We start from the raw sequence: 21,130 nt of genomic DNA, 5'->3' as shown, positions 1-21,130 counted from the left end.
GCGTCACCTGCGGCTCCGCACGGGCGGCGGGGCGCCCCTCGCCGGAGCCCATTCTGAGGAGTGCCGCCCGAGCACCCAGCGCACCTGCGGCACGCCGCCGGACATTCGCACCTGCCACGGCCCCGCGTCGACCTGCCGGTGATGGAACCAGCACAGCAGCACGCCGTTTCCCACCTCGGTCTGGCCGCCGTCGCACCACGACGTGGCGTGATGCACCTCGCACCACCTGGCCGGCATGCCGCAGCCCGGAATGACGCAGCCACGATCGCGGGCCGCGATCGCACGGCGCTGCGCCGGCGAGAACACTCGCGCCGTACGCCCGAGGTGCAGCACCTCGCCGTCGTCGCCGAACACCACGCGCTGCTCGCCGCCGGTGCAGGCCAGCTGCCGGGCCGCGGCGATGCTGATCGGCTCGTCCTCACCGTCGACCCAGGCGGCGCCGCTGCCCGACCGCAGCTCGGCCTCCGTGACGGTCACGAGCAGCGTCGGATGCGCCCCGCCCATCGTCGGCACTTCGGCCGCGCGGGCCTGCGCGGCGAAGACCGCGTGCACCACGTCGGCGCGCTTCTGTGCGGCGGTGCGCAGATCCTTGGGCGCATCCGCGCCCGCGGCGCCGTCAGGGTCGAGACCGAGGTCGCGGTCGCGGTCTCGATCAGCGACCTCGTCGCCCGCGCCGCCACCCGTGGCGTCGGAGAACTCCACCCTGCCCTTCGGGTTCACGTAGGCGTCGATCACGCTGCGCAGGGTGGCCGCTTGCTCCACGGGCATCAGCCCCGAGATCTTCGCCAGCCCGCCCTGGTCACGGCCGATGGTGAAGAAGCGCCGCTCGAGCGCATCGTCCTCCCGGGGCGGCAGCCCGTCGGGGTCGAGCGCGACGGCCCAGGTCTGCGCCTGCAGCCGCACCGCATCGGCAGGCAGCGTCTGCGCCGACTCGACGAGGGCGGACTCGGCGGCCGACACGTCTTCGGGATGGGCGACCCCGGCGGCGCGCAGCAGCGGGTCGGGCAGAATCGCGTCGAGCTGCTCGCGGCCGAGGCATCCGTCTGTCACGGCCTGTGCGACGGTGGGGAACCGGCGGAGGGCACGCGCCAGCTTGACGCGACGGAACGCGTCGGCGTGACTCGTGCGCGTCACGCGCTCGACGGCGTCGGCGACGGTGCGAGCGCCGAGCCGCCGCGCCAGCGAGTCGTCGCCCAGCGACGCGTCGGAGCGGTTGTCGATCTCCTGCGCCACCCAGAGCCTGAGGCCGTCGATCTGACGACCCACTTCTTCGACGGATGCCGCGAACCCCAGCAGCTCGTCGATCGTCATGGTCGCGGGCGCGGCGGGCAACAGGGCGGCCAGGCGCGTCATCGCGTCGGTGGCGCTGGTGCCGATCTCGCCCACGGGTGCTCCTCGAAGAGACATTCTATTTCTGCTCTGAGGACAGGGTAGGAGGTGCCACTGACATTCGGGGGCTGCGGCGGGAGATTGGGGAAAACTCGTGCGAATGTCGGGTGTGAAAAGCGGGTCTCGATACGCCGGCTGCGTCGGCTACTCGACCAGCGAGGGAGGAGGGGGCTTTGCCGGCTACTCGACCGGCGTGCTTGGCGAGACGGCGGCGAGGAGGGTGCGCAGCGCCGCGGCGATGCGCGAGCGCTCCGCGGGTGACAGGCCACCGAGCAGCTCGGCCTCGAGCGCCAGCTGTTCGGGCAGCACGCGCTCGACGAGCCGGCGGCCCGACTCGGTCAGGGTGACGAGAGAGCCGCGCCGGTCGTCGGGGTTCACCACCCGGCTGAGCAGGCCGCGCGCCTCGAGAGCGCTGAGGCGCTTGGTCGTGGCCGGGGCGGTGAAGAGCAGCGCATCGGCGATCGCGGTGGGGGAGAGCGCCGCATCCGATCGACGCAACAGCATCAGCAACTCGAGCTCGGGCCGCGTCAGCCCGGCGGCCGCCAGCTGCCGATCGCTGTGGCGCTCGATCAGGCGCGCGGCCCGCAGCACGCGGAAGACGATCTCGACGGGTTCTGTGTCGACGCCCGGAAGCAGGCGCGACCACGCCGCGCGCACCGCGTCGGCATCATCGGGGCGCTCCGCCGCGTCGTCGGGCCGCAACTTCGCCGCATCATCGGGGCGCTCCGCCTCGACGCGGGCCCGGTCCGTGGATTCCACGCCATTATTTTACGGGTAAACTAAATCCGTGACCGACAACGCGCCCCGCCTCTTTCCCCGGTGGCGGGACCTGCTCGAGGTGCGGCCGCACGACCGCGACCACTGGGCGGCGCTGCGCGTGGGCCTCGCCACCGCCGGTCCGCTCGTGGTGCTCTGGGCGATCGGCCGCGAAGACCTCACGATGTACGCCGTCTTCGGCGCCTTCACCAGCGTCTACGGCCGCAACTTCCCGCACCTCTCCCGGCTGCGGCTGCAGGCCATCGCCGGCTCCGCGCTGCTGCTGTCGGTCGCGCTGGGCGCGCTCATCTCGCTGTCCCCGCACCGCTACGGCATCGTCATCCCGGTCGCGGCCGTCTGGGCGTTCGGCGGGTCGCTGCTCGGCGACCGCGTGCGGTGGACCCCGCCCGGGCCGATGTTCCAGATCTTCGGTCTCGCCGGCGTGGCCGGCATCACGGCGACGCCCGCGCAGGTCGGCCAGGGCATCATCGCGGCGGCGGCATCCGTCGCCTGGGCGCTCGTGATCGGATACGCGGGACGGCTGATCTGGCGCGCGAAGGAAGGCCGGCTGCGCAATCCGTACCACACGCACCCGCCCGTGCCGCCGCCCGCCCACGGACTGTGGCAGCACGCGATCATGCTGGGCTGCGGCACGCTGATCGCCGGCGCGATCCCGGGATTGATCGGCATCGGGCATCCGTACTGGGCCATGGTGTCGATGATCGCGGCGCTCTCGGTCTCGGGCCGGTACAACCGCGTGCTGCGCGCCACCCACCGCTTCGTCGGCACGATCATCGGCCTCGGCATCGGGGCCGCGCTCCTCGCCCTCCGCCCCGAGGGGATCGTCTCGATCATCCTCATCATCGTGCTGCAGGGCGCCATCGAGCTGTTCGTGGTGCGCAACTACACGATCGCGCTGCTGCTGATCACCCCGCTCGTGCTGATGATGGGCGAACTGTCGGGTCACCGCCCCCTGGGCGAGCTGATCTGGGAGCGCGGGGTCGAGACGCTCATCGGCGCCGTCGTCGCGGTCGCGATCGCCGTCGCGGCCGAGGCGCGGCGCAAGGCCGGCGCCGACGCGGGCTGACGACGCCGGGTAGTGACGTCAGTTAGCGACGCCGGTTCGTGACGCCGAACAACAGTGAGCGGCGACGGATGCCCGAGAACAACGCGCGCCGCCGCCGCCGGTAACATCCGAGTATGACTTCCCCCTCCCCGGCCGCCGCGCGCACCGTCATCGAGGTCGGCGGAATCGAGGCCATCCCGCCCGAGCGGCGTCACGGCTCGCCGTGGCAGCTCTTCGCCACCTGGACCTCGCCCAACCTCGAGTTCGCGACGGTGTTCGTCGGCATGATCGCCGTCGCCTATTTCGGGTTGAGCCTGCCCGCAGCGATCCTCGCGATCGTCGTCGGGAACGCGCTCGGCTCGCTGACCCAGGGCATCCTGTCGACCTGGGGCCCGCGCGAGGGGCTCGCACAGCTCGTGTTGAGCCGCACCGCGTTCGGTACCCGCGGCAACATCCTGCCGGCCGCGCTGAACACCGCGATGGCCGGGCTCGGCTGGTTCGCCACCAACTCCGCCAGCGGGACGCTCGCGCTCAGTGCGCTGACCGGCATGCCGGCCTGGCTCTCGCTCGTCATCGTCGTGGTCGTGCAGGTCGTGCTCGCGTTCGTCGGCCACGACCTGGTGCAGCAGTTCGAGCGCTACACCGCGATCATCCTGGGCATCATCTTCCTCATCGCGGTGATCGTCATCTTCGCGAAGACCGGTGACGCCACCCCGCCCAAGGGACTCGGCTGGTCGTTCGCCGGATTCACCCTGACAGCATCGGGGGCGTTCGGCTACGCCGCCGGCTGGAACCCCTACGCGTCGGACTACACCCGCTACCAGCGCAAGGACGTCAATCGCGCGGCACTGGGCTGGGCGGCGGGGCTCGGCGACTTCATCAGCTGCACGGTGCTGATGATCGCCGGCGCCGCGTCGGCCTACATCGCGTTCAACGGCGACAACCCCACCGACAGCTTCGTGCAGCCGCTGCCCACCTGGATCCGCGACCTCACCCTGCTCGCCATCTGCGTCGGCGCCATCGCCGCGAACGCCCTGAACATCTACTCGGGCGCGATGTCGTTCCTCGCCGCGGGCGTCAAGATCCCGTTCGCGCTGCGACGGGCGATCATCGCGGTCGGCTTCGGCATCGTCGGATTCTTCATCGCCCTGGCCGCCGTGCTGAACGGCCAGTTCGAGGAGTGGTACGAGAACTTCCTGCTCGTCATCGCCTACTGGATCGCCCCGTGGCTCGGCGTCGTCTTCATGGACCGCATCCTGCGCCGCGGCACGTCGATCGCCGAGCTGATCCCCGAGAGCGCGAAGTTCACCAACTGGGCCGGTTTCATCGCCCTCATCGCGGGCGGCGCGATCTCGATCTGGCTGTTCTCCAACCAGTCGTTCTACACGGGGTTCGTCGCCGCGCACAGCGGCATCGGCGACCTCACCCCCCTCGTCGGGTTCCTGCTCGCCGCCGTGATCTACTGGGCCCTGTTCAAGCCCATGGGCATCCGCCTCGGCGGCCCGCTCGAGAGCGAGCCCGAAGTCATCGCCGGCGTCGACGCGGCCGACGAGGTCGCGTGACGGATGCGGCGGGGCATCCGATGAGCGAAGAGTCGACCGAAGAGACGCGCTACACCACCGACGCCGCGATGCTCGCCGTCGCCGCGGAGGAGGCGCGCGCGGGCCTGGCCGAGGGCGGCATCCCGATCGGGGCGGCGCTGTTCACCCGCGACGGCCGGCTGCTCGGCCGCGGTCACAACAAGCGCGTGCAGGACGACGACCCGGCCATGCACGCCGAGACCGATGCGTTCCACAACGCCGGCCGGCAGCGCTCCTACCGCGACACCGTCATGGTGACGACGCTCTCGCCGTGCTGGTACTGCTCCGGCCTCGTGCGCCAGTTCGGCATCGGGCGGGTGGTCGTCGGCGACGACCGCTCCTTCCTCGGCGGGCAGGACTGGCTGGCCGAGCACGGCGTCGAGGTCACGGTGGTGAACGACCCCGCCCTCATCGACCTGATGAGCGGATGGATCGCCGCCAACCCCGCCCTCTGGAACGAGGACATCGGGCAGGACTAGGCGCCGGGCGGCTCCCGCACACCGCTGCTCGCGCGCACCACGAGCTCGGGCTCGAAGACCACGTGCTCCCGGTCGGCGCGCGACGGGTCGGCGATCTCTCGCTCGAGCAGCTCGACCGCCCGCTCGCCCATGCGCGCGTACGGCTGGCGCACCGACGTCAGCGGCACCGCCATCGACGCGGCGAACGGGATGTCGTCGTAGCCGACGATCGCGAGCTCGCCCGGCACGCGACGCTCCTCCAGCACCCCCTGCAGCACCCCGATCGCGAGCAGGTCGTTGGCGGCGAACACCGCGTCGGGCCGATCGGATGCCGGCAGCCGCAGCAGCTCGGAGGCCGCACGCCGCCCGTCGTCGACGGTGAGCGCCCGCGTGGGAAGGACCGAGAGGGAGGCATCCGTGCGCCCGCGCAGCGCCTGGCGCGCCCCGCGCAACCGGTCGGCGACCTGGCGCAGGCGGCGCGGGCCGCCCACAAACGCGATGCGCCGCCGGCCCGTCTCGAGCAGATGCGCGGCGGCCATGCGGCCTCCGGCCACGTCGTCGACCGAGACCGACGAGAACCCGGGGTCGTCGCTGAAGCGGTCGACAAGCACCGTCGGGGTGCCGCGGCCGTGCAGGGCGTGCAGCCGGTCCATGGCGTCGCCGACCGGGCTGATCAGCAGGCCCGCGACCCGCTGCTGCTCGAACAGGTCGAGGTAGAGCGCCTCGCGCTCGGGCTGCTCGTCGCTGTTGGCGAGCAGCACGGCGCGCCCCTCGGCGAGGGCGCGCTGCTCGGCGGCGCGGGCGAGCCCGGTGAAGAACGGGTTGCCGGCATCCAGAACGATCATGCCGATGCTGCGGCTGACGCCGGCGCGCAGCTGGCGGGCGGCGTCATTGCGCACGAAGCCCAGCTCGGCCACCGCGGCGAGCACGCGCTCGACCGTCTCCGGCCGCACGGTCGCCTTGCCGTTCAGCACGTTCGAGACCGTACCGACCGAGACGCCCGCGTGCTCGGCGACGTCGCGCACACTGACGGTCATCGTCGCCCTCCCTCGCCCGGATCTCGAACCTGCCGGAGATCGCCCTGCCGGATCTCGACAGCCCATCAATAGTTGCATTCCCGTGCGATCGATGAAACGATTCATCGCAGTCGAGGCCGACGGGGACCACAGTGGTCCCGGGCCGGAACCGGAAGAGAGACGCAATGACGCGCGCTGACGCCACGACGCGACCCGTGGCCGACCACCGCTGGCGGTCGACGATCTCGGTCGCCATGTCCAACTACATCGAAGCCGGCTCGATCATCGCCATCGCGACGAGCCTCGGCTTCTGGCAGACCGAGTTCCACCTCGGCAACGGCATTGTCGGCGTGCTCGCCGCCTTCAGCCCGAACGCCTTCGGCGCGGCGATCGGCGCGATCATCGGCGGGCCCCTGTGCGACCGGCTGGGCCGCAAGTTCATCTACACCTACGACCTGCTGCTGTACATGCTCGGCATGCTGTTCGTGATCTTCGCCGGCAACACCGGCATGCTCTTCGCGGGCTTCCTGCTCTCCGGCATCGCGGTCGGCGCGGGCGTTCCCGCCGCCTGGACGTACATCGCCGAGATCGCGCCCGACGATCGCCGCGCCGCCCACGTCGGCACGGCCCAGCTGGCCTGGTCGCTCGGGCCGATGATCGGCTACCTGCTGGCCGTCGCGGTGGCCCCGCTCGGGCTGCTCGGCTCGCGGCTGATCTTCGCCGAGCTGTTCGTCGTCGCCGCCATCACCTGGATCGTGCGACGCGGTCTGCCGGAATCCGGCATCTGGACGGAGCAGCGCGACCGCGACGCCCGCTCGATCACGATCGGCGCGAGCATGCGCGCCCTGTTCAACCGCAGGGTGAACATCACGGCCCTGCTCTTCCTGTTCGGCGTCTACGCCTTCTGGAACACCGTCGCCGGCCAGGCGGGCATCTTCATGCCGCGGGTGTACTCGGCCAGCGGCTTCACCTCGGTCGTCGAGCAGGATCTGATCCAGGCGCTGCTGTGGTTCTGCACCTCGCTGTTCACCTGGGTGGGCTTCATGCTGCTGGGCGACCGGATGTCCCGCCGCATCCTCTTCGCCATCGGCGCGCTCATGGCCATCGGCGCGTGGGCGGTGCTCGTCTTCAGCGCCCCGAGCCTGCCGGTGCTGTTCATCTTCGCGCTCGGCTGGGGCATCTCGGCGGGCATCGGCGCCCAGGCCTTCTACGGGCTGTGGACCAGCGAGCTGTTCGCCACCCCGTACCGCGCCGGCGCCCAGGGCGTGCTGTTCACCGCCGCCCGCATCATGGTCGGCGTGCTGAGCCTGTGGTTCCCGACCCTGCTCGACACGATCGGCCTGTCCAAGCTCGGCATCCTGATCATCGCGCTGCTCGTGATCTCGTTCCTGATCGGCACCATCTGGGCGCCCGAGACCCGCGGCAAGAGCCTGCGCGAGATCGAGCAGGAGCGCTACGGCGAGTACCTCGAGACCGAGACGGGCTTCCTGCGGGTCACGCAGGAGGCAGGCGCGCGAGGGGGCCGCAAGTGACCCTGCGCATCTGCTTCACGCTGCGGGTGCGGCCCGATCGGATCGACGAGTACCGCGCGCGCCACGCATCCGTCTGGCCCGACATGCTGCAGGCGATCGAGGCGAGCGGGCGGCGCAACTACTCTATCTTCCTCGCCGACGACGGGCAGCTGGTGGGTTACTACGAGGTCACGGATGCCGCAGCCAAGGCCGCCGCCGACGAATACCTCGCCGCCTCGCCGGTCGCCGCCCGGTGGGAGGCCGAGATGGCCGAATTCTTCGTCGACCTCGACGGTCGCGCCGACCAGGCCGCGGTCGAGCTCGAGGAGATCTTCAATCTGGACGAGCAGCTGGAAGCTGCGGAAGGAGCGGGCGACGATGACGACGTTCTCTGACATCACCCCCGAACTCGAGAAGCAGGCGATCGAGCTGCCCAGCTGGGCGTTCGGCAACTCGGGCACGCGGTTCAAGGTCTTCGGGCAGGCGGGGGTGCCGCGCGATCCGTTCGAGAAGGTGAGCGACGCCGCGCAGGTGCACCGGCACACCGGCCTCGCGCCGTCGGTCGCCCTGCACATCCCGTGGGACACGGTCGACTCCTACGCCGACCTCGCCAAGCACGCCGAAGACAACGGGGTGCGGCTCGGCACGATCAACTCCAACACCTTCCAGGACGACGACTACAAGCTCGGATCCGTCACGCACTCCGACCCGCGCATCCGCCAGAAGGCGATCGACCACCACTACCGGTGCATCGACGTGATGAACGAGACCGGGTCGCGCGACCTGAAGATCTGGCTGGCCGACGGCACCAACTACCCGGGTCAGGACGACATCCGCGCCCGACAGGACCGCCTGGCCGACTCGCTTTCGCAGATCTACGCCCGCCTCGGGGAGGGGCAGCGGCTCGTGCTCGAGTACAAGTTCTTCGAGCCGGCGTTCTACCACACCGACGTGCCGGACTGGGGCACGAGCTACGCGCACACGGTCGCGCTCGGCGAGAAGGCGTACGTCTGCCTCGACACCGGCCACCACGCGCCTGGCACCAACATCGAGTTCATCGTCGCCCAGCTGCTGCGGCTCGGGAAGCTCGGGTCGTTCGACTTCAACTCGCGGTTCTACGCCGACGACGACCTGATCGTCGGCGCCGCCGACCCGTTCCAGCTGTTCCGCATCATCTACGAGGTGATCCGCGGCGGCGGATACGGCAACCCCGACGTGGCGTTCATGCTCGACCAGTGCCACAACATCGAGAAGAAGATCCCGGGGCAGATCCGCTCGGTGCTCAACGTGCAGGAGATGACGGCACGCGCCCTGCTCGTCGACACGGATGCGCTGCGCCGGGCCCAGCAGGAGGGCGATGTGCTCGCCGCCAACGGGGTGCTGATGGACGCCTTCTACACGGATGTACGCCCTGCGCTCGCCGAGTGGCGGGCCTCGCGCGGACTGCCCGCCGACCCGATGCGCGCCTATGCCGAGTCGGGGTATCAGCAGAGGATCGAGGCCGAGCGCGTGGGCGGCACGCAGGCCGGATGGGGAGCATGAGCATGAGCGAGTCGAACACCTCGAACCCTGAGGAGCCGCGCAGCGGCGTCTCGAAGGGTGGGCCGGGCTTCGAGACGTCGCCTGCGGCGACTCCTCAGCCATCGGCCCCGGCGGAACTGATCGCGCGGTCGAACCGGCTCGGGGCCGACCCGCGCAACACCAACTACGCCGGCGGCAACACCTCGGCGAAGGCCACCGACATCGACCCGGTGACCGGCGAGCCGGTGGAGCTGCTGTGGGTGAAGGGCTCCGGCGGCGACCTCGGCACGCTGACGGAGGCGGGCCTCGCCGTGCTGCGGCTGGACCGCCTGCGCGCGCTCGTCGACGTGTACCCGGGGGTCGAGCGGGAGGACGAGATGGTCGCCGCATTCGACTACACCCTGCACGGCAAGGGCGGGGCCGCCCCCTCGATCGACACCGCGATGCACGGCCTGGTCGACGCCGCGCACGTCGACCACCTGCACCCCGACTCCGGTATCGCCTTCGCCACCGCCGCCGACGGCGAGCGGCTGACCGCCGAGGCGTTCGGCGGCCGGGTCGCCTGGGTGCCGTGGCGCCGCCCGGGCTTCCAGCTCGGTCTCGACATCGCCGAGATCAAGCGGCAGAACCCCGACGTGATCGGGGCGATCCTCGGCGGGCACGGCATCACCGCCTGGGGCGACACGAGCGACGAGGCCGAGGCCAACTCGCTGTGGATCATCCGCACCGCCGCCGAGTACATCGAGCAGCACGGCAAGGCCGACCCGTTCGGGGAGAAGCTCGACGGGTACGCGCCGCTTCCCGCATCCGATCGCCGCGCGAAGGCGGCCGCGCTCGCGCCGCACCTGCGCGCCCTCGCCTCGACCGACAAGCCGCAGGTCGGCCACTTCACCGACGACCAGGTCGTGCTCGACTTCCTCGCCTCCGCGCGCCACCCCGAGCTCGCGGCGCTCGGCACGAGCTGCCCCGACCACTTCCTGCGCACCAAGGTGAAGCCGCTCGTCGTCGACCTGCCCGCCACCGCGAGCGTGGAGGAGATCGTCGCGCGGCTGCCCGAGCTGCACGAGGCGTACCGCGCCGACTACTCCGCCTACTACGAGCGCGGTGCGGCCGCGGCGCGCGAGCGCGGCGAGGAGCCGCCCGCGATGCGCGGCGCCGACCCGGCGATCGTGCTAGTGCCGGGCGTGGGCATGTTCAGCTACGGCGCCGACAAGCAGACCGCGCGCGTCGCCGGCGAGTTCTACGTCAACGCGATCAATGTGATGCGTGGCGCCGAGGCGATCTCGACGTACGCGCCGATCGACGAGGCCGAGAAGTTCCGCATCGAGTACTGGGCGCTGGAGGAGGCCAAGCTCAGGCGCCGGCCGAAGCCGAAGCCGCTCGCCACCCGCATCGCGCTCGTCACGGGCGCCGCGTCGGGGATCGGCAAGGCGACGGCCAAGCGGCTGGCCGCCGAGGGCGCCTGCGTCGTGATCGCCGACCTCGACGCCGAGAAGGCGCAGGCGGCCGCCGCCGAGCTCGGCTCGGCCGACGTGGCGATCGGCGTCGCCGCCGACGTCACCGACGAGAACGCGGTGCAGGCCGCGGTCGACGCCGCGCTGCTCGCGTTCGGCGGCCTCGACATCGTCGTCAACAACGCCGGCCTCTCGCTGTCGAAGTCGCTGCTCGAGACGACCGTCGCCGACTGGGATCTGCAGCACAATGTGATGGCCAAGGGCTCCTTCCTCGTCTCGCGCGCCGCCGCCCGGGTGATGATCGACCAGAAGCTCGGCGGCGACATCGTGTACATCTCGTCGAAGAACTCGGTGTTCGCCGGCCCCAACAACATCGCCTACTCGGCGACGAAGGCCGATCAGGCGCACCAGGTGCGGCTGCTGGCCGCCGAGCTCGGCGAGCACGGCATCAAGGTCAACGGCATCAACCCCGACGGGGTCGTCCGCGGCTCGGGCATCTTCGCCGGCGGCTGGGGCGCCAAGCGCGCCGCGGTCTACGGCGTGCCCGAGGAGAAGCTCGGCGAGTACTACGCCCAGCGCACGCTGCTCAAGCGCGAGGTGCTGCCCGAGAACGTCGCGAACGCCGTGTTCGTGCTGTGCACGAGCGACCTCGACCACACGACGGGGCTGCACATCCCGGTCGATGCGGGCGTGGCCGCCGCGTTCCTGCGGTGACAGCGATGAGGGCAACGGCGAGGGCGGCGACGGATGCCTCGCGCCGCAGTTCCCCGTCGGGTTCCGTCGTCGCCGTCGACCTCGGCGCCACGAGCGGCCGGGTCATCGTCGGCCGGGTGTCGCCCGGCGCGCTCGAGCTGCGGCACGTCGCGCGGTTCCCGAATGAGCCGATCGCGCTGCGCGACGGCCTGCACTGGGACTTCCTCGGGCTGTACCGCGGGGTGCTGAACGGGCTGCGCGAGGCGGCGGCCGGAGCATCCGATCTGCTCAGCGTCGGCATCGACTCGTGGGCGGTCGACTACGGCCTGCTGCGCGGCGGGCGCATGCTCGGCGAGCCGTACCACTACCGCGACGCGCGCACCGCGGCCGGCGTCGAGGCGGTGCACCACGTGGCGCCGGCGGCCGAGCTGTACCGCCGCAACGGCCTGCAGCACCTGCCGTTCAACACCGTATTCCAGCTCGCCTGCGACCGGGACTCCGGGCTGCTGACCGCCGCGGATACGCTGCTGCTCGTGCCCGACCTCATCGCGCACCAGCTCACCGGCGTCGTGGCCGCGGAGCGCACCAACGCGTCGACCACGGGCCTGCTCGACGCGCGCACCCGCGCGTGGGACCTCGAGCTCGCCGCCCGCGTCGGCGTGCCCGAACGGATGCTGCCGCCGCTGGTGGACCCGGGCGCGTCGCTCGGCACCATCGACGGCCCCGCCCGGCAGGTCGTCGGCGCCCCGCTGCCGGTCACCGCGGTCGGCTCGCACGACACGGCCTCGGCCGTCGTGGCGATCCCCAACCCGGCCGCCGACTTCGCCTACATCTCCTGCGGCACGTGGGGGCTCGTGGGCGTCGAGCTCGAGTCGCCGGTGATCGGCGAGTCGGCCCGGCTCGCGGGGTTCACCAACGAGGGCGGCGTCGACGGGCGCATCCGCTTCCTGCACAACGTGATGGGGCTGTGGCTGCTGACCGAGTCGATCCGCGCCTGGAGCCCCGCCGACGCGACCGCCGCGCAGCGCTCCAGCACGCTCGAGCAGCTGCTCGATGAGGCGCGGGCGGTGCCGGCATCCGCTGTCACGGTGTTCGACGTCGACGACCCGCGCTTCCTGCCGCCCGGCGACGTGCCCGGCCGCATCGCCGAGTGGTGCCGCGAGCACGAGGTGCGGCCGCCTGCCGGCCGTGCGGAGTTCGTGCGCAGCATCGTCGAGAGCCTCGCCCAGGCGTTCGCCGACACGGTGCGCGAGGCATCCCGGCTCTCGGGCGCGCCCGTGTCGACCATCAACCTGGTCGGCGGCGGCGCGCAGAACGCGCTGCTGTGCCAGGCGACCGCCGACCGGTCGGGCATGCCCGTGCTCGCCGGGCCGGTCGAGGCGACCGCGATCGGCAACATCCTGGTGCAGGCGCGGGCGGCGGGCCTCGTCGCCGGCGGCCTGCCCGAGCTGCGCGCCCTGGTCGCGCGTGCCTTCCCGCCCACCGTCTACCGACCGAGGAGTTGACCCCGCGTGGTGAAACGACAGCTGCCCAATCCCGCCGAGATCTTTGAGCTGATGCAGTTCCGCAAGCCGGAGCTCGATGCGAAGAAGCGCCGGCTGGAGAGCGCGCTGACCATCTACGACCTGCGCCGAATCGCGAAGCGGCGCACGCCGCGGGCCGCTTTCGACTACACGGATGGCGCGGCCGAGCAGGAGCTGTCGATGCGGCGCGCCCGGCAGGCGTTCCAGGACATCGAGTTCCACCCGTCGATTCTGCGCGGGGCGGCGGAGGTGGACACCTCGTGCGAGATCTTCGGCGGGCCGAGCGCGCTGCCCTTCGGCATCGCCCCGACCGGGTTCACCCGGCTGATGCAGACCGAGGGGGAGATCGCGGGGGCGGGCGCCGCAGGGGCGGCGGGCATCCCGTTCTCGCTGTCGACGCTCGGCACCACGTCGATCGAGGACGTCAAGGCGGCGAATCCGCGCGGTCGCAACTGGTTCCAGCTGTACGTGATGCGCGACCGCGAGATCTCCTACGACCTGACCAGGCGCGCGGCGGCGGCCGGCTTCGACACGCTGTTCTTCACCGTCGACACCCCGGTGGCGGGGGCACGGCTACGGGACAAGCGGAACGGGTTCTCGATTCCGCCGGCGCTCACCGTGAAGACGATCGTCGACGCGATCCCCCGGCCGTGGTGGTGGTACGACTTCCTCACCACGCCCAAGCTCGAGTTCGCGTCGCTGTCGTCGACCGGCGGCACGGTCGGCGAGCTGCTCGATGCGGCGATGGACCCGACGATCAGCTTCGACGACCTCGAGACGATCCGAGGGCTGTTCCCCGGCAAGATCGTGATCAAGGGCGTGCAGAACGTGGCGGATGCGCGCAAGCTGGTCGACCTCGGCGTCGACGGCATCGTGCTCTCCAATCACGGCGGCCGCCAGCTCGACCGCGCGCCGGTGCCGTTCCGGCTGCTGCCCGAGGTGGTGCGCGAGGTGGGCAAGGACACCGAGATCGCGATCGACACCGGCATCATGTCTGGTGCCGACATCGTCGCCTCGATCGCGCTCGGCGCGAAGTTCACCCTGATCGGGCGCGCTTACCTGTACGGCCTGATGGCCGGCGGCCGCGAGGGGGTGGACCGGGCGATCTGGATCCTCGCCGACCAGATCCGCCGCACCATGAAGCTGCTCGGCGTGGCCTCGCTCGCCGAGCTCGGCCCCCAGCACGTCACCCAGCTCACCCGGCTGCAGCCGGTGCGGTAGGGGCGCGCGGGCGGCGGAGTGGCCGGGCGGCGCTGCCCGCAGGGAAGGAATTGGGCGCCGCTCGCGGCGCGTCGGCCGCGCCGCGCCGGAAGCCCCGCCGAATCCCTTCCCTCAGTGCGCCGCGCCGACGGCAGGCTCGCTCTTGCCGCGGTCATCACCCCGCTCACCCGGCTGCAGCCGGTGCGGTAAGCCCCGAACTGGGGTGCCCGCCGGAGAGTCGGACGATTGTCTTGCCGGCTTCCTGTGCGCTAAGAATTGGTCAAGCGCGAGGTACGTGCTCTTGCAGGGCCTGAGTGCTGTTGGCCGTGGCTCTCCTCCTCGATGGAAAGCCGGGTTCGAGGTCTGCGGGACCCAGGAGCGAGACGATGATGACCGAGGCGAAACCATCGGGCATCGGTATCCCGTTTCGCCTGGTGTTACTCGCTTTCGTCGGCGGGCCTATCACGGCAATGGTTTATTCACTCATCAGCCTCTTGATCCAGCACATAAGGTACGTGAGCGCCGGCGGTCGTTTAGAGGGCTACGTAGACCTGAGCGGGTTGATATTCATGGCCGCGGTCCTGCTGGGATTCGTCGTTTCCGCGTTTGTTTCGCTGGTCGTAGGCATCACTTTTGCCATCGTGCGTCGCCGACTTCAGCCTCGAGTCACCGCTACGGTCTGCGGCTTGGCGGCGCTCTTCCTGTTGCTGTGCATTTCGGCGCTCTTCTACATCGGCACGGATCGCCAAACAGATCTGGTTGGCTGGCTGGTTCTGAGCCTGGTCGGAATGGTCGCGTACTACTTTGCTTGCGCGGAGCAGGATGCTACGCGAATCAATGCGTTTCGGTCCGCGGGATCGTGAAGTCCGGATAACGACGCATGGCCGGGGAAGAGAGGCGTAAGAAGCGGAAAGTCGTGTTCCGCCGCGTTGCAGTCGCTTATGTGATCAGCGGGGTCGCGCTTGGAATACTTTCCGGATCGCTAGAGCCATCCCCACTGACCACCATGATCACTGGCATCCTGCCCTGGCTCTACGCGCCGCTTTCGTTCTTGATCGTGTTTGCGATCGTGTTCGCGGGGCTGCTCGGGTTCTCGCCCGGTGGCTCTGCCAGCCTCCGGGCCCCTGGCATCTTCCCGCGCGGTCGTTCAGGAAGACGCACCCGATGAGGATTGACGAGTTGCGAGATCTGGTCCGGCGGTATTGGCAGGCGGAGGCAGCAGGGCGTAGCGACAAGAGAAGCGAGAGGCTACGGGTACGGTCCTGGGACGGCGATCTCTACCGCATCGACGAAGAAGTGGAGTCGGTCATGCGTGACCGAGAGTCAGGCGACCGCTTCTTGCTCTCAGCTGTGACTTCTCCCGATCGGCCGCAGGAGGACTGGGTCGTGGCCTGGGTCGCGACGACGATCGAAGACGCTATGCACCGCGGCGACACCGACATTCTCGAGCGGCTCGTGGCAAAGGGAATGAGCCAGGATCTGGCGGCGCGCATCCGTGCGTTCATCGACTAGCACGCCAAGTGACGGTCGATCAACGTTCGTCACCGATCGCAGGATGTGTCACTGCCTGTGCCGCACCCGAGTGACGGATCGTGCGTTCAGTGACGAAGCCGGCCGCTCACTCGTCGCGGGCGTGGTCGCGGCGCAGGTCGGCGGCCTGCTCGTAGAGTTTCTCGTCCTTCGCGTTCTGCTTGTCGAGCTGGCGCTCGTCGCGCGGCGGCAGCTGGATCTCCCGCTCGGCGGGCATGCCCGCCTGCAGCTCGCGGCCGCGCTCCAGCTCGGCGTCGAACTCCGCACCGAGCAGCAGCACCAGGTTCACGATCCACAGCCAGACCAGGAAGATGATCACCCCGGCGAGCGATCCGTACGACTTGTTGTAGTTCGATAAGTTCGCCACGTAGAAGCCGAAGCCCAGCGTCGCGATAGCGAGCAGCACCATCGCGGTGAGGCTGCCGAGGCTGATCCAGCGGAACTTCGGCTGCTTCGCATTCGGCGTGCCCCAGTACAGCAGCGCGATCACCACGATCACGGCGGCGGCCAGCACGGGCCACTTGCCGATCTCCCACACCGTCGTCACCGTTCCGCCGACGTGGAGGAATTGTCCGATCGCATCCGTCACCGGGCCCGAGACCACGAGCAGCAGCGCCATCAGCGCGACGAGCACGATGATGATGAGCGTGATCGCGAGCTGGATCGGCCGCAGCTTCCACACCGGCCGGCCCTCGCCGACCCCGTAGATGCGGTTGATCGCGCGCGAGAACGCGCCGACGTAGCCGGAGGCCGTCCACGCGGCCATCACGATGCCGACGATGACGCCGATGCCCGCCCCCTTCGCGGTGGCGAACTGCATGATCGGATCGCGGATCAGGCTGGTCGTCTTCGACGGCGCGAAGCCGCCGATGATGTCGAGCACGGTCTTGGCGGTGCTCGGCCCCTGGCCGATCACGCCGAGCAGCGAGAACACCGCGAGCATGGCGGGGAAGATCGACAGCACGCCGTAATAGGTCAGCGTCGCCGCGATGTCGGTCGCCTGATGCCGGCTGAATTCCCGCAGCGTGCGCTTGAGCGTGTACTTCCACGCCCGCGGGCGCACCTGTGGCGGGGTCTGCGGCTTGCGGTAATGGTGCGGGTCGGCGTCGTCCACGTCGTCGTCCTCGTCCTCTTCGTCATCGTGGTGGTCGCGCGAGACGGCGCCGCGCACGGCCCCGGCCGCGTCGCCGAGCTTCTCCTTGGCGACGGATGCGGCGTGCGAGACCCGCTCGCGCACTGAATCGACCGCCTCATGGGCCTTCACGTCGGGCCGGGGCGGGCTGACGCGGTGCGCGAGCTCGTCCACGCGCTGGGACAGCCGGGCGCGGGTGCGCTCCAGGTCGCGGCGGATCTCGTCGGGGGTGCGGGCCATCAGCGGGGCTCCTCCGTCGGCTTGAGGGTCTCGGGGATCTCGCGGGCGGCCTCCGCGGTCTGCTGCAGGCCGATGCGCGACAGGCGCTGCCGGCCGACGAGCGCTCCGACGGCGGCGATGAGCAGCCAGATGACGGCGACGATCAGGCCGGACCATCCGTTGCCCACCAGGGTGCCGAGGGCCCACCACAGCGCCACCGAGAGGAAGAAGACGCCCATCAGCGCGCCGTAGACCGCCACGGCGAACATGCCGCCCGCCGTCGCGGCCGAGGTGACGGACTGCTTCGCCTCGGCCTTGGCCAGCTCGATCTCCTGCGAGACGAGCGTGGAGAGATCGCGCGTCGCGCCGGCGATGAGCTCGCCGAGCGACTCGTCGTGCACCGCGATTCGGCTCGTGTCGCCGCCGGTGCCGGTGTTGGTGGTCATGCTCATTTCGCCTCCTTCTTCCCCAAAGGAGTACCCCGCCACGGCGATATTGTCTCGCTGCTCGGGCTCGCGCTCAGCCTCCCGCCCGCACGAGCACGTGCCAGCCCAGCGCCGCGAGTTCGCGCTGGCCGAGCACCGACGGGTGGAAGTGGTCGACGCTCGACAGCTCGGCATCGGTGAACGGATGCGCGTGCACGGCGCCCCCGTCGTCGTGACAGCGCGCGTACTTCGCGCACGCCTGGGCCATCACCTCGTTGTAGGCGTCGATGCGCGCCGAGACGGCCGCGCGGCGGGCGACGTCGGCCGGCGCATCCGATGTCGGGTTCGCGAGCATCGAGGCGCAGGTCGTCCGGTCCTTCCACTGGGCGACCAGCGCAGGGTCGTCGCGGCCGAGCTTCCACAGTGTCGTGAGGTCGGGTATGGACATGACCAGCACGTGGGCGTCGGGTGCGCCGCGGTGCAGCTCATCGAGCGCCTGCGCGAACTCGGTCGTGTACTGCGAGACCGGCGTCATCGCATCCACCGAAGGGGCGCAGGCGTCGTTGACCCCGATCATGATGGTGACGAGCTGAGGCGCGGCGGCCACGACCTGCCGCACCCGCGGCAGCATGCTGGAGAGCTCGCCGCCGCTCAGCGCCTGGTTGACGACGCGCGGGCGGCTGCCGCGCACCGCCGCGATGCGGCTCGCGATCGAGTCGACCTTCGGGTTGCTGCCGCCGGCCCAGGTGTCGGCCGGACAACCCGTCGGGTAGGCGCCGCAGGCGTACACGGCGTTGCTGATCGAGTCGCCGAGCATGCCGATGGTGTCGACCTTACTCAGCCACGCCGGCACGGTTGCGGTCGACGTCGCGCTCGCGCTCGAGGCCGCCGGGCCCGGCGGTCCGGCCGTGGGCGCGCCGGTGCAGGCGCACAGCGCGAGAGCCGCGGCAATGCAGGCCGCGGCGGCGGCGACGGCTCGGGCGCCCATGCCCTCACGGTACGCGGGGCGGCGCACGGCGTCAGTCGGTGCCGGTGTCGAAGGCGGCGCCCTCGGAGAGGTCGTCGGTCGCCCGGCGCGTCTCGTCGACGTCGCCGCCGCCCAGGATCGCGTCGGCGTCGCCGGCCTCGAGCTCGCCCACCAGCTCGGCGGTCGCCCCGCCGATGATGCCGGAGGCGGCGTACTGCTCGAGCCGGGCGCGGGAGTCGGCGATGTCGAGGTTGCGCATGGTCAGCTGGCCGATGCGGTCGCCCGGGCCGAAGGCCGCGTCGCCGACGCGCTCCATGGAGAGCTTGTCGGGGTGGTAGCTCAAGTGCGGGCCGGTGGTGTCGAGGATCGTGTAGTCGTCGCCGCGCCGCAGCCGCAGGGTGACCTCGCCGGTGACGGCCGAGCCGACCCAGCGCTGGATCGACTCGCGCAGCATCAGCGACTGCGGGTCCAGCCAGCGGCCCTCGTACATCAGCCGGCCGAGGCGGCGGCCCTCGGTGTGGTAGTTCGCGACGGTGTCCTCGTTGTGGATGGCGTTCAGCAGCCGCTCGTACACGATGTGCAGCAGCGCCATGCCAGGCGCCTCGTAGATGCCGCGCGACTTGGCCTCGATGATGCGGTTCTCGATCTGGTCGCTGACCCCGAGCCCGTGACGGCCGCCGATCGCGTTCGCCTCGTAGACGAGCGCCACCGGGTCGGCGTACTCGGTGCCGTTGATCGCGACGGGGCGGCCCGCCTCGAAGCGCACCGACACCTCTTCGCTGGCGATCTCGACGTCGTCGCGCCACGAGGCCACGCCCATGATCGGCTCGACGATGTCGAGGCCCGAGTCGAGCTGCTCGAGCTGCTTCGCCTCGTGGGTGGCGCCCCAGATGTTCGCATCCGTCGAGTACGCCTTCTCGGTCGGGTCGCGGTACGGGAATCCGCGCTCGACCAGCCACTCGCTCATCTCGTGCCGGCCGCCGAGCTCGCCCACGAAGTCGGCGTCGAGCCACGGCTTGTAGATGCGCAGCCGCGGGTTCGCCATCAGCCCGTAGCGGTAGAAGCGCTCGATGTCGTTGCCCTTGTAGGTGGAGCCGTCGCCCCAGATGTCGACGCCGTCCTCCTTCATGGCGCGCACCAGCATGGTGCCGGTCACGGCGCGGCCGAGGGGCGTGGTGTTGAAGTAGGTCTTGCCGCCGGAGCGGATGTGGAAGGCGCCGCACTGCAGGGCGACGAGGCCCTCTTCGACGAGGGCGGCCTTCGCGTCGACGAGCCGGGCGAGCTCGGCGCCGTACTGCGTCGCGCGGCCGGGCACGGCGGCGATGTCGGGCTCGTCGTACTGGCCGATGTCGGCGGTGTAGGTGCAGGGCACGGCGCCCTTCTCGCGCATCCACGCGACCGCGCACGAGGTGTCGAGGCCGCCCGAGAAGGCGATGCCGACGCGTTCACCGACGGGGAGCTTGCTCAGTACCTTGGACACCCGTCAAGTCTAGGGGCGCGCTCGACGGCGATTTCGTCGACGGATGCCTCGCGCCGGGCTACCCCCGCAGCACGATGTTCTCCGGCTCCTCCCCGGCGAGCAGGTGCCGGATCTGGCGGTGCAGCAGCCGCGCCATCCGTGGCGTCATGGCGGCCGTCGCGCCGCCCACGTGCGGCGAGATGAGCACGCCCGGCGCGCGCCAGAGCGGATGCTCGGCCGGCAGCGGCTCGGGGTCGGTGACGTCGAGGGCGAAGCGCAGCCGGCCCGCCTCGGCAAGCATCGCCGCGGTGTCGACGACGGGGCCGCGGGAGACGTTCACCACCAGGGCGCCGTCGGGCAGGGCGGCCAGCTCGGCGGCGCCGACGAGGCCGCGGGTGGTCTCGCTGAGCACCGTCGCGACGACGACGACGTCGGCCTGGGGCAGCAGTTCCGGCAGCTCGGAGACGGCGTGCACGCGGCCGGCCTCGGTGTCGCGGGCTCGCTGCGCCACGCGGATGATCCGCTCGACCTCGAAGCCGGCCAGCCGCTGCTCGACGGCCCGGTTCACGCCGCCGTAGCCGAGCAGCAGCACGGTCTGGTCGGCGAGCGGCGGGTACCAGCCGGGCCTCCAGGCGGCCTGGCCTGCGGCGCGCACGAAGTCGGGGATGCCGCGCTGGGCGGCCAGCAGCAGGGTCATCGCGAGCTCGGCGGTGGAGGTCTCATGCACGGTCGCCGCGTTGGCGAAGACCCGGCCGGCCGGCAGCTTTCCGATGACGTCGTCGAAGCCGATCGACTGCCCCTGCAGCAGCCGGGCGTCGACCGTCTCGGCCCAGTGGATGCGGTCGCCGAGCGCCCGGTAGGGCATCACGGCGAGGTCGATGTCGCGGCGCGGGGCCGGGCCGTCGACGGCCCAGGTGGTGAGCTCGACGGCGCCCTCCGGCAGGGGGCCCGCGGCGGCGAGCGGGGCGGCGAGGCGGTCATCGGGCAGGCTCACGACGAGGGGCATGCGCCGAGCCTACGACCGGCTCGGTCTCCGCTGGTCGACTCAGGCCGCAGGCCTGAATGGAGACCTCGCGCTCCCGCTCGTCGACTCAGGCCGCAGGCCTGAATGGAGACCTCGCGCTCCCGCCGGTCGACTCAGGCCGCAGGCCTGAATGGAGACCCCGCGCTCCGGTTGGTCGACTCAGGCCGCAGGCCTGAATGGAGACCCGGCGGAAACACGCAGGCAACA

Annotated in this window: 19 protein-coding genes; 11 read left to right on the top strand and 8 right to left on the bottom strand. The window is 70.9% G+C overall.

Features of this window, described 5'->3' with window-relative positions:
* Positions 1-3: 3 nt before the first annotated feature.
* The gene (locus tag H563_RS0109550; RefSeq protein WP_022882379.1) at positions 4-1,386 is read right to left on the bottom strand and encodes an HNH endonuclease signature motif containing protein; all 1,383 of its coding nucleotides are present in this window, start codon (positions 1,384-1,386) and stop codon (positions 4-6) included.
* Positions 1,387-1,569: 183 nt separating this feature from the next.
* Positions 1,570-2,148 (bottom strand): MarR family winged helix-turn-helix transcriptional regulator, encoded by a 579-nt coding sequence (locus H563_RS0109545; RefSeq protein ID WP_022882378.1) that lies wholly within the window; start codon positions 2,146-2,148, stop codon positions 1,570-1,572.
* A gap of 28 nt (positions 2,149-2,176) precedes the next feature.
* Here H563_RS0109545 and H563_RS0109540 point away from each other — a divergent pair, with 28 nt between their 5' ends.
* The 3 genes from H563_RS0109540 (at position 2,177) to H563_RS0109530 (ending at position 5,270) form a co-directional block, all read left to right on the top strand.
* Positions 2,177-3,232, top strand: coding sequence for an FUSC family protein (locus H563_RS0109540; protein ID WP_022882377.1), 1,056 nt, complete (start codon positions 2,177-2,179; stop codon positions 3,230-3,232).
* Between the two features lie 113 nt (positions 3,233-3,345).
* Positions 3,346-4,773: a purine-cytosine permease family protein gene (locus H563_RS0109535; protein ID WP_022882376.1), complete on the top strand. Its 1,428-nt coding sequence runs from the start codon at positions 3,346-3,348 to the stop codon at positions 4,771-4,773.
* A 20-nt stretch (positions 4,774-4,793) separates the two neighbouring features.
* Positions 4,794-5,270, top strand: coding sequence for a nucleoside deaminase (locus H563_RS0109530; RefSeq protein WP_022882375.1), 477 nt, complete (start codon positions 4,794-4,796; stop codon positions 5,268-5,270).
* Here the strand turns inward: H563_RS0109530 and H563_RS0109525 are convergent.
* Positions 5,267-6,286: a LacI family DNA-binding transcriptional regulator gene (locus H563_RS0109525; protein ID WP_027479288.1), complete on the bottom strand. Its 1,020-nt coding sequence runs from the start codon at positions 6,284-6,286 to the stop codon at positions 5,267-5,269. The genes H563_RS0109530 and H563_RS0109525 overlap by 4 nt on opposite strands.
* A 164-nt stretch (positions 6,287-6,450) precedes the next feature.
* On the opposite strand from H563_RS0109525, the gene H563_RS16020 reads away from it, so the two are divergent.
* The 8 genes from H563_RS16020 to H563_RS0109485 all read left to right on the top strand — a co-directional run bounded on the left by H563_RS16020 (position 6,451) and on the right by H563_RS0109485 (position 15,679).
* Positions 6,451-7,797: an MFS transporter gene (locus H563_RS16020; protein WP_022882373.1), complete on the top strand. Its 1,347-nt coding sequence runs from the start codon at positions 6,451-6,453 to the stop codon at positions 7,795-7,797.
* On the top strand, positions 7,794-8,171 hold the full coding sequence (locus tag H563_RS0109515) for an L-rhamnose mutarotase (RefSeq protein ID WP_022882372.1): 378 nt from the start codon (positions 7,794-7,796) through the stop codon (positions 8,169-8,171). Before H563_RS16020 ends, H563_RS0109515 begins: the two co-directional genes overlap by 4 nt.
* Complete coding sequence (gene rhaI, locus H563_RS0109510; RefSeq protein ID WP_022882371.1) at positions 8,155-9,318, top strand: L-rhamnose isomerase; 1,164 nt, start codon at positions 8,155-8,157, stop codon at positions 9,316-9,318. The genes H563_RS0109515 and rhaI overlap by 17 nt, the downstream gene beginning before the upstream one ends.
* 2 nt (positions 9,319-9,320) lie before the next feature.
* On the top strand, positions 9,321-11,465 hold the full coding sequence (locus H563_RS0109505; RefSeq protein ID WP_081416243.1) for a bifunctional rhamnulose-1-phosphate aldolase/short-chain dehydrogenase: 2,145 nt from the start codon (positions 9,321-9,323) through the stop codon (positions 11,463-11,465).
* Between the two features lie 5 nt (positions 11,466-11,470).
* On the top strand, positions 11,471-12,949 hold the full coding sequence (locus tag H563_RS0109500) for a rhamnulokinase (RefSeq protein ID WP_022882369.1): 1,479 nt from the start codon (positions 11,471-11,473) through the stop codon (positions 12,947-12,949).
* Between the two features lie 6 nt (positions 12,950-12,955).
* Positions 12,956-14,188, top strand: a complete 1,233-nt coding sequence (locus H563_RS0109495; RefSeq protein ID WP_022882368.1) for an alpha-hydroxy acid oxidase — start codon at positions 12,956-12,958, stop codon at positions 14,186-14,188.
* A gap of 365 nt (positions 14,189-14,553) precedes the next feature.
* Positions 14,554-15,030: a hypothetical protein gene (locus H563_RS0109490; RefSeq protein ID WP_022882367.1), complete on the top strand. Its 477-nt coding sequence runs from the start codon at positions 14,554-14,556 to the stop codon at positions 15,028-15,030.
* Positions 15,031-15,331: 301 nt separating this feature from the next.
* The gene (locus H563_RS0109485) at positions 15,332-15,679 is read left to right on the top strand and encodes a hypothetical protein (RefSeq protein WP_022882366.1); all 348 of its coding nucleotides are present in this window, start codon (positions 15,332-15,334) and stop codon (positions 15,677-15,679) included.
* A gap of 106 nt (positions 15,680-15,785) precedes the next feature.
* On the opposite strand, the gene H563_RS0109480 is transcribed toward H563_RS0109485, so the two are convergent.
* The 5 genes from H563_RS0109480 to H563_RS0109460 all read right to left on the bottom strand — a co-directional run bounded on the left by H563_RS0109480 (position 15,786) and on the right by H563_RS0109460 (position 20,905).
* A complete protein-coding gene (locus H563_RS0109480) occupies positions 15,786-17,069 on the bottom strand; it encodes a YhjD/YihY/BrkB family envelope integrity protein (protein ID WP_022882365.1) in 1,284 nt (427 codons plus the stop codon).
* Complete coding sequence (locus H563_RS0109475; protein ID WP_051142717.1) at positions 17,069-17,494, bottom strand: phage holin family protein; 426 nt, start codon at positions 17,492-17,494, stop codon at positions 17,069-17,071. Before H563_RS0109475 ends, H563_RS0109480 begins: the two co-directional genes overlap by 1 nt.
* Positions 17,495-17,567: 73 nt before the next feature.
* A complete protein-coding gene (locus H563_RS0109470) occupies positions 17,568-18,461 on the bottom strand; it encodes a GDSL-type esterase/lipase family protein (RefSeq protein WP_022882363.1) in 894 nt (297 codons plus the stop codon).
* Between the two features lie 31 nt (positions 18,462-18,492).
* On the bottom strand, positions 18,493-19,920 hold the full coding sequence (gene argG / locus H563_RS0109465; RefSeq protein ID WP_022882362.1) for an argininosuccinate synthase: 1,428 nt from the start codon (positions 19,918-19,920) through the stop codon (positions 18,493-18,495).
* A gap of 58 nt (positions 19,921-19,978) precedes the next feature.
* Entirely contained in the window at positions 19,979-20,905 is a 927-nt protein-coding gene (locus tag H563_RS0109460) for an NAD(P)-dependent oxidoreductase (protein WP_022882361.1), read from the bottom strand.
* Between the last annotated feature and the right edge of the window lie 225 nt (positions 20,906-21,130).

It is taken from the genome of Gryllotalpicola ginsengisoli DSM 22003, assembly GCF_000419445.1.
GTDB lineage: Bacteria > Actinomycetota > Actinomycetes > Actinomycetales > Microbacteriaceae > Gryllotalpicola > Gryllotalpicola ginsengisoli.
This window is presented reverse-complemented; position numbering and strand designations above follow the sequence as displayed.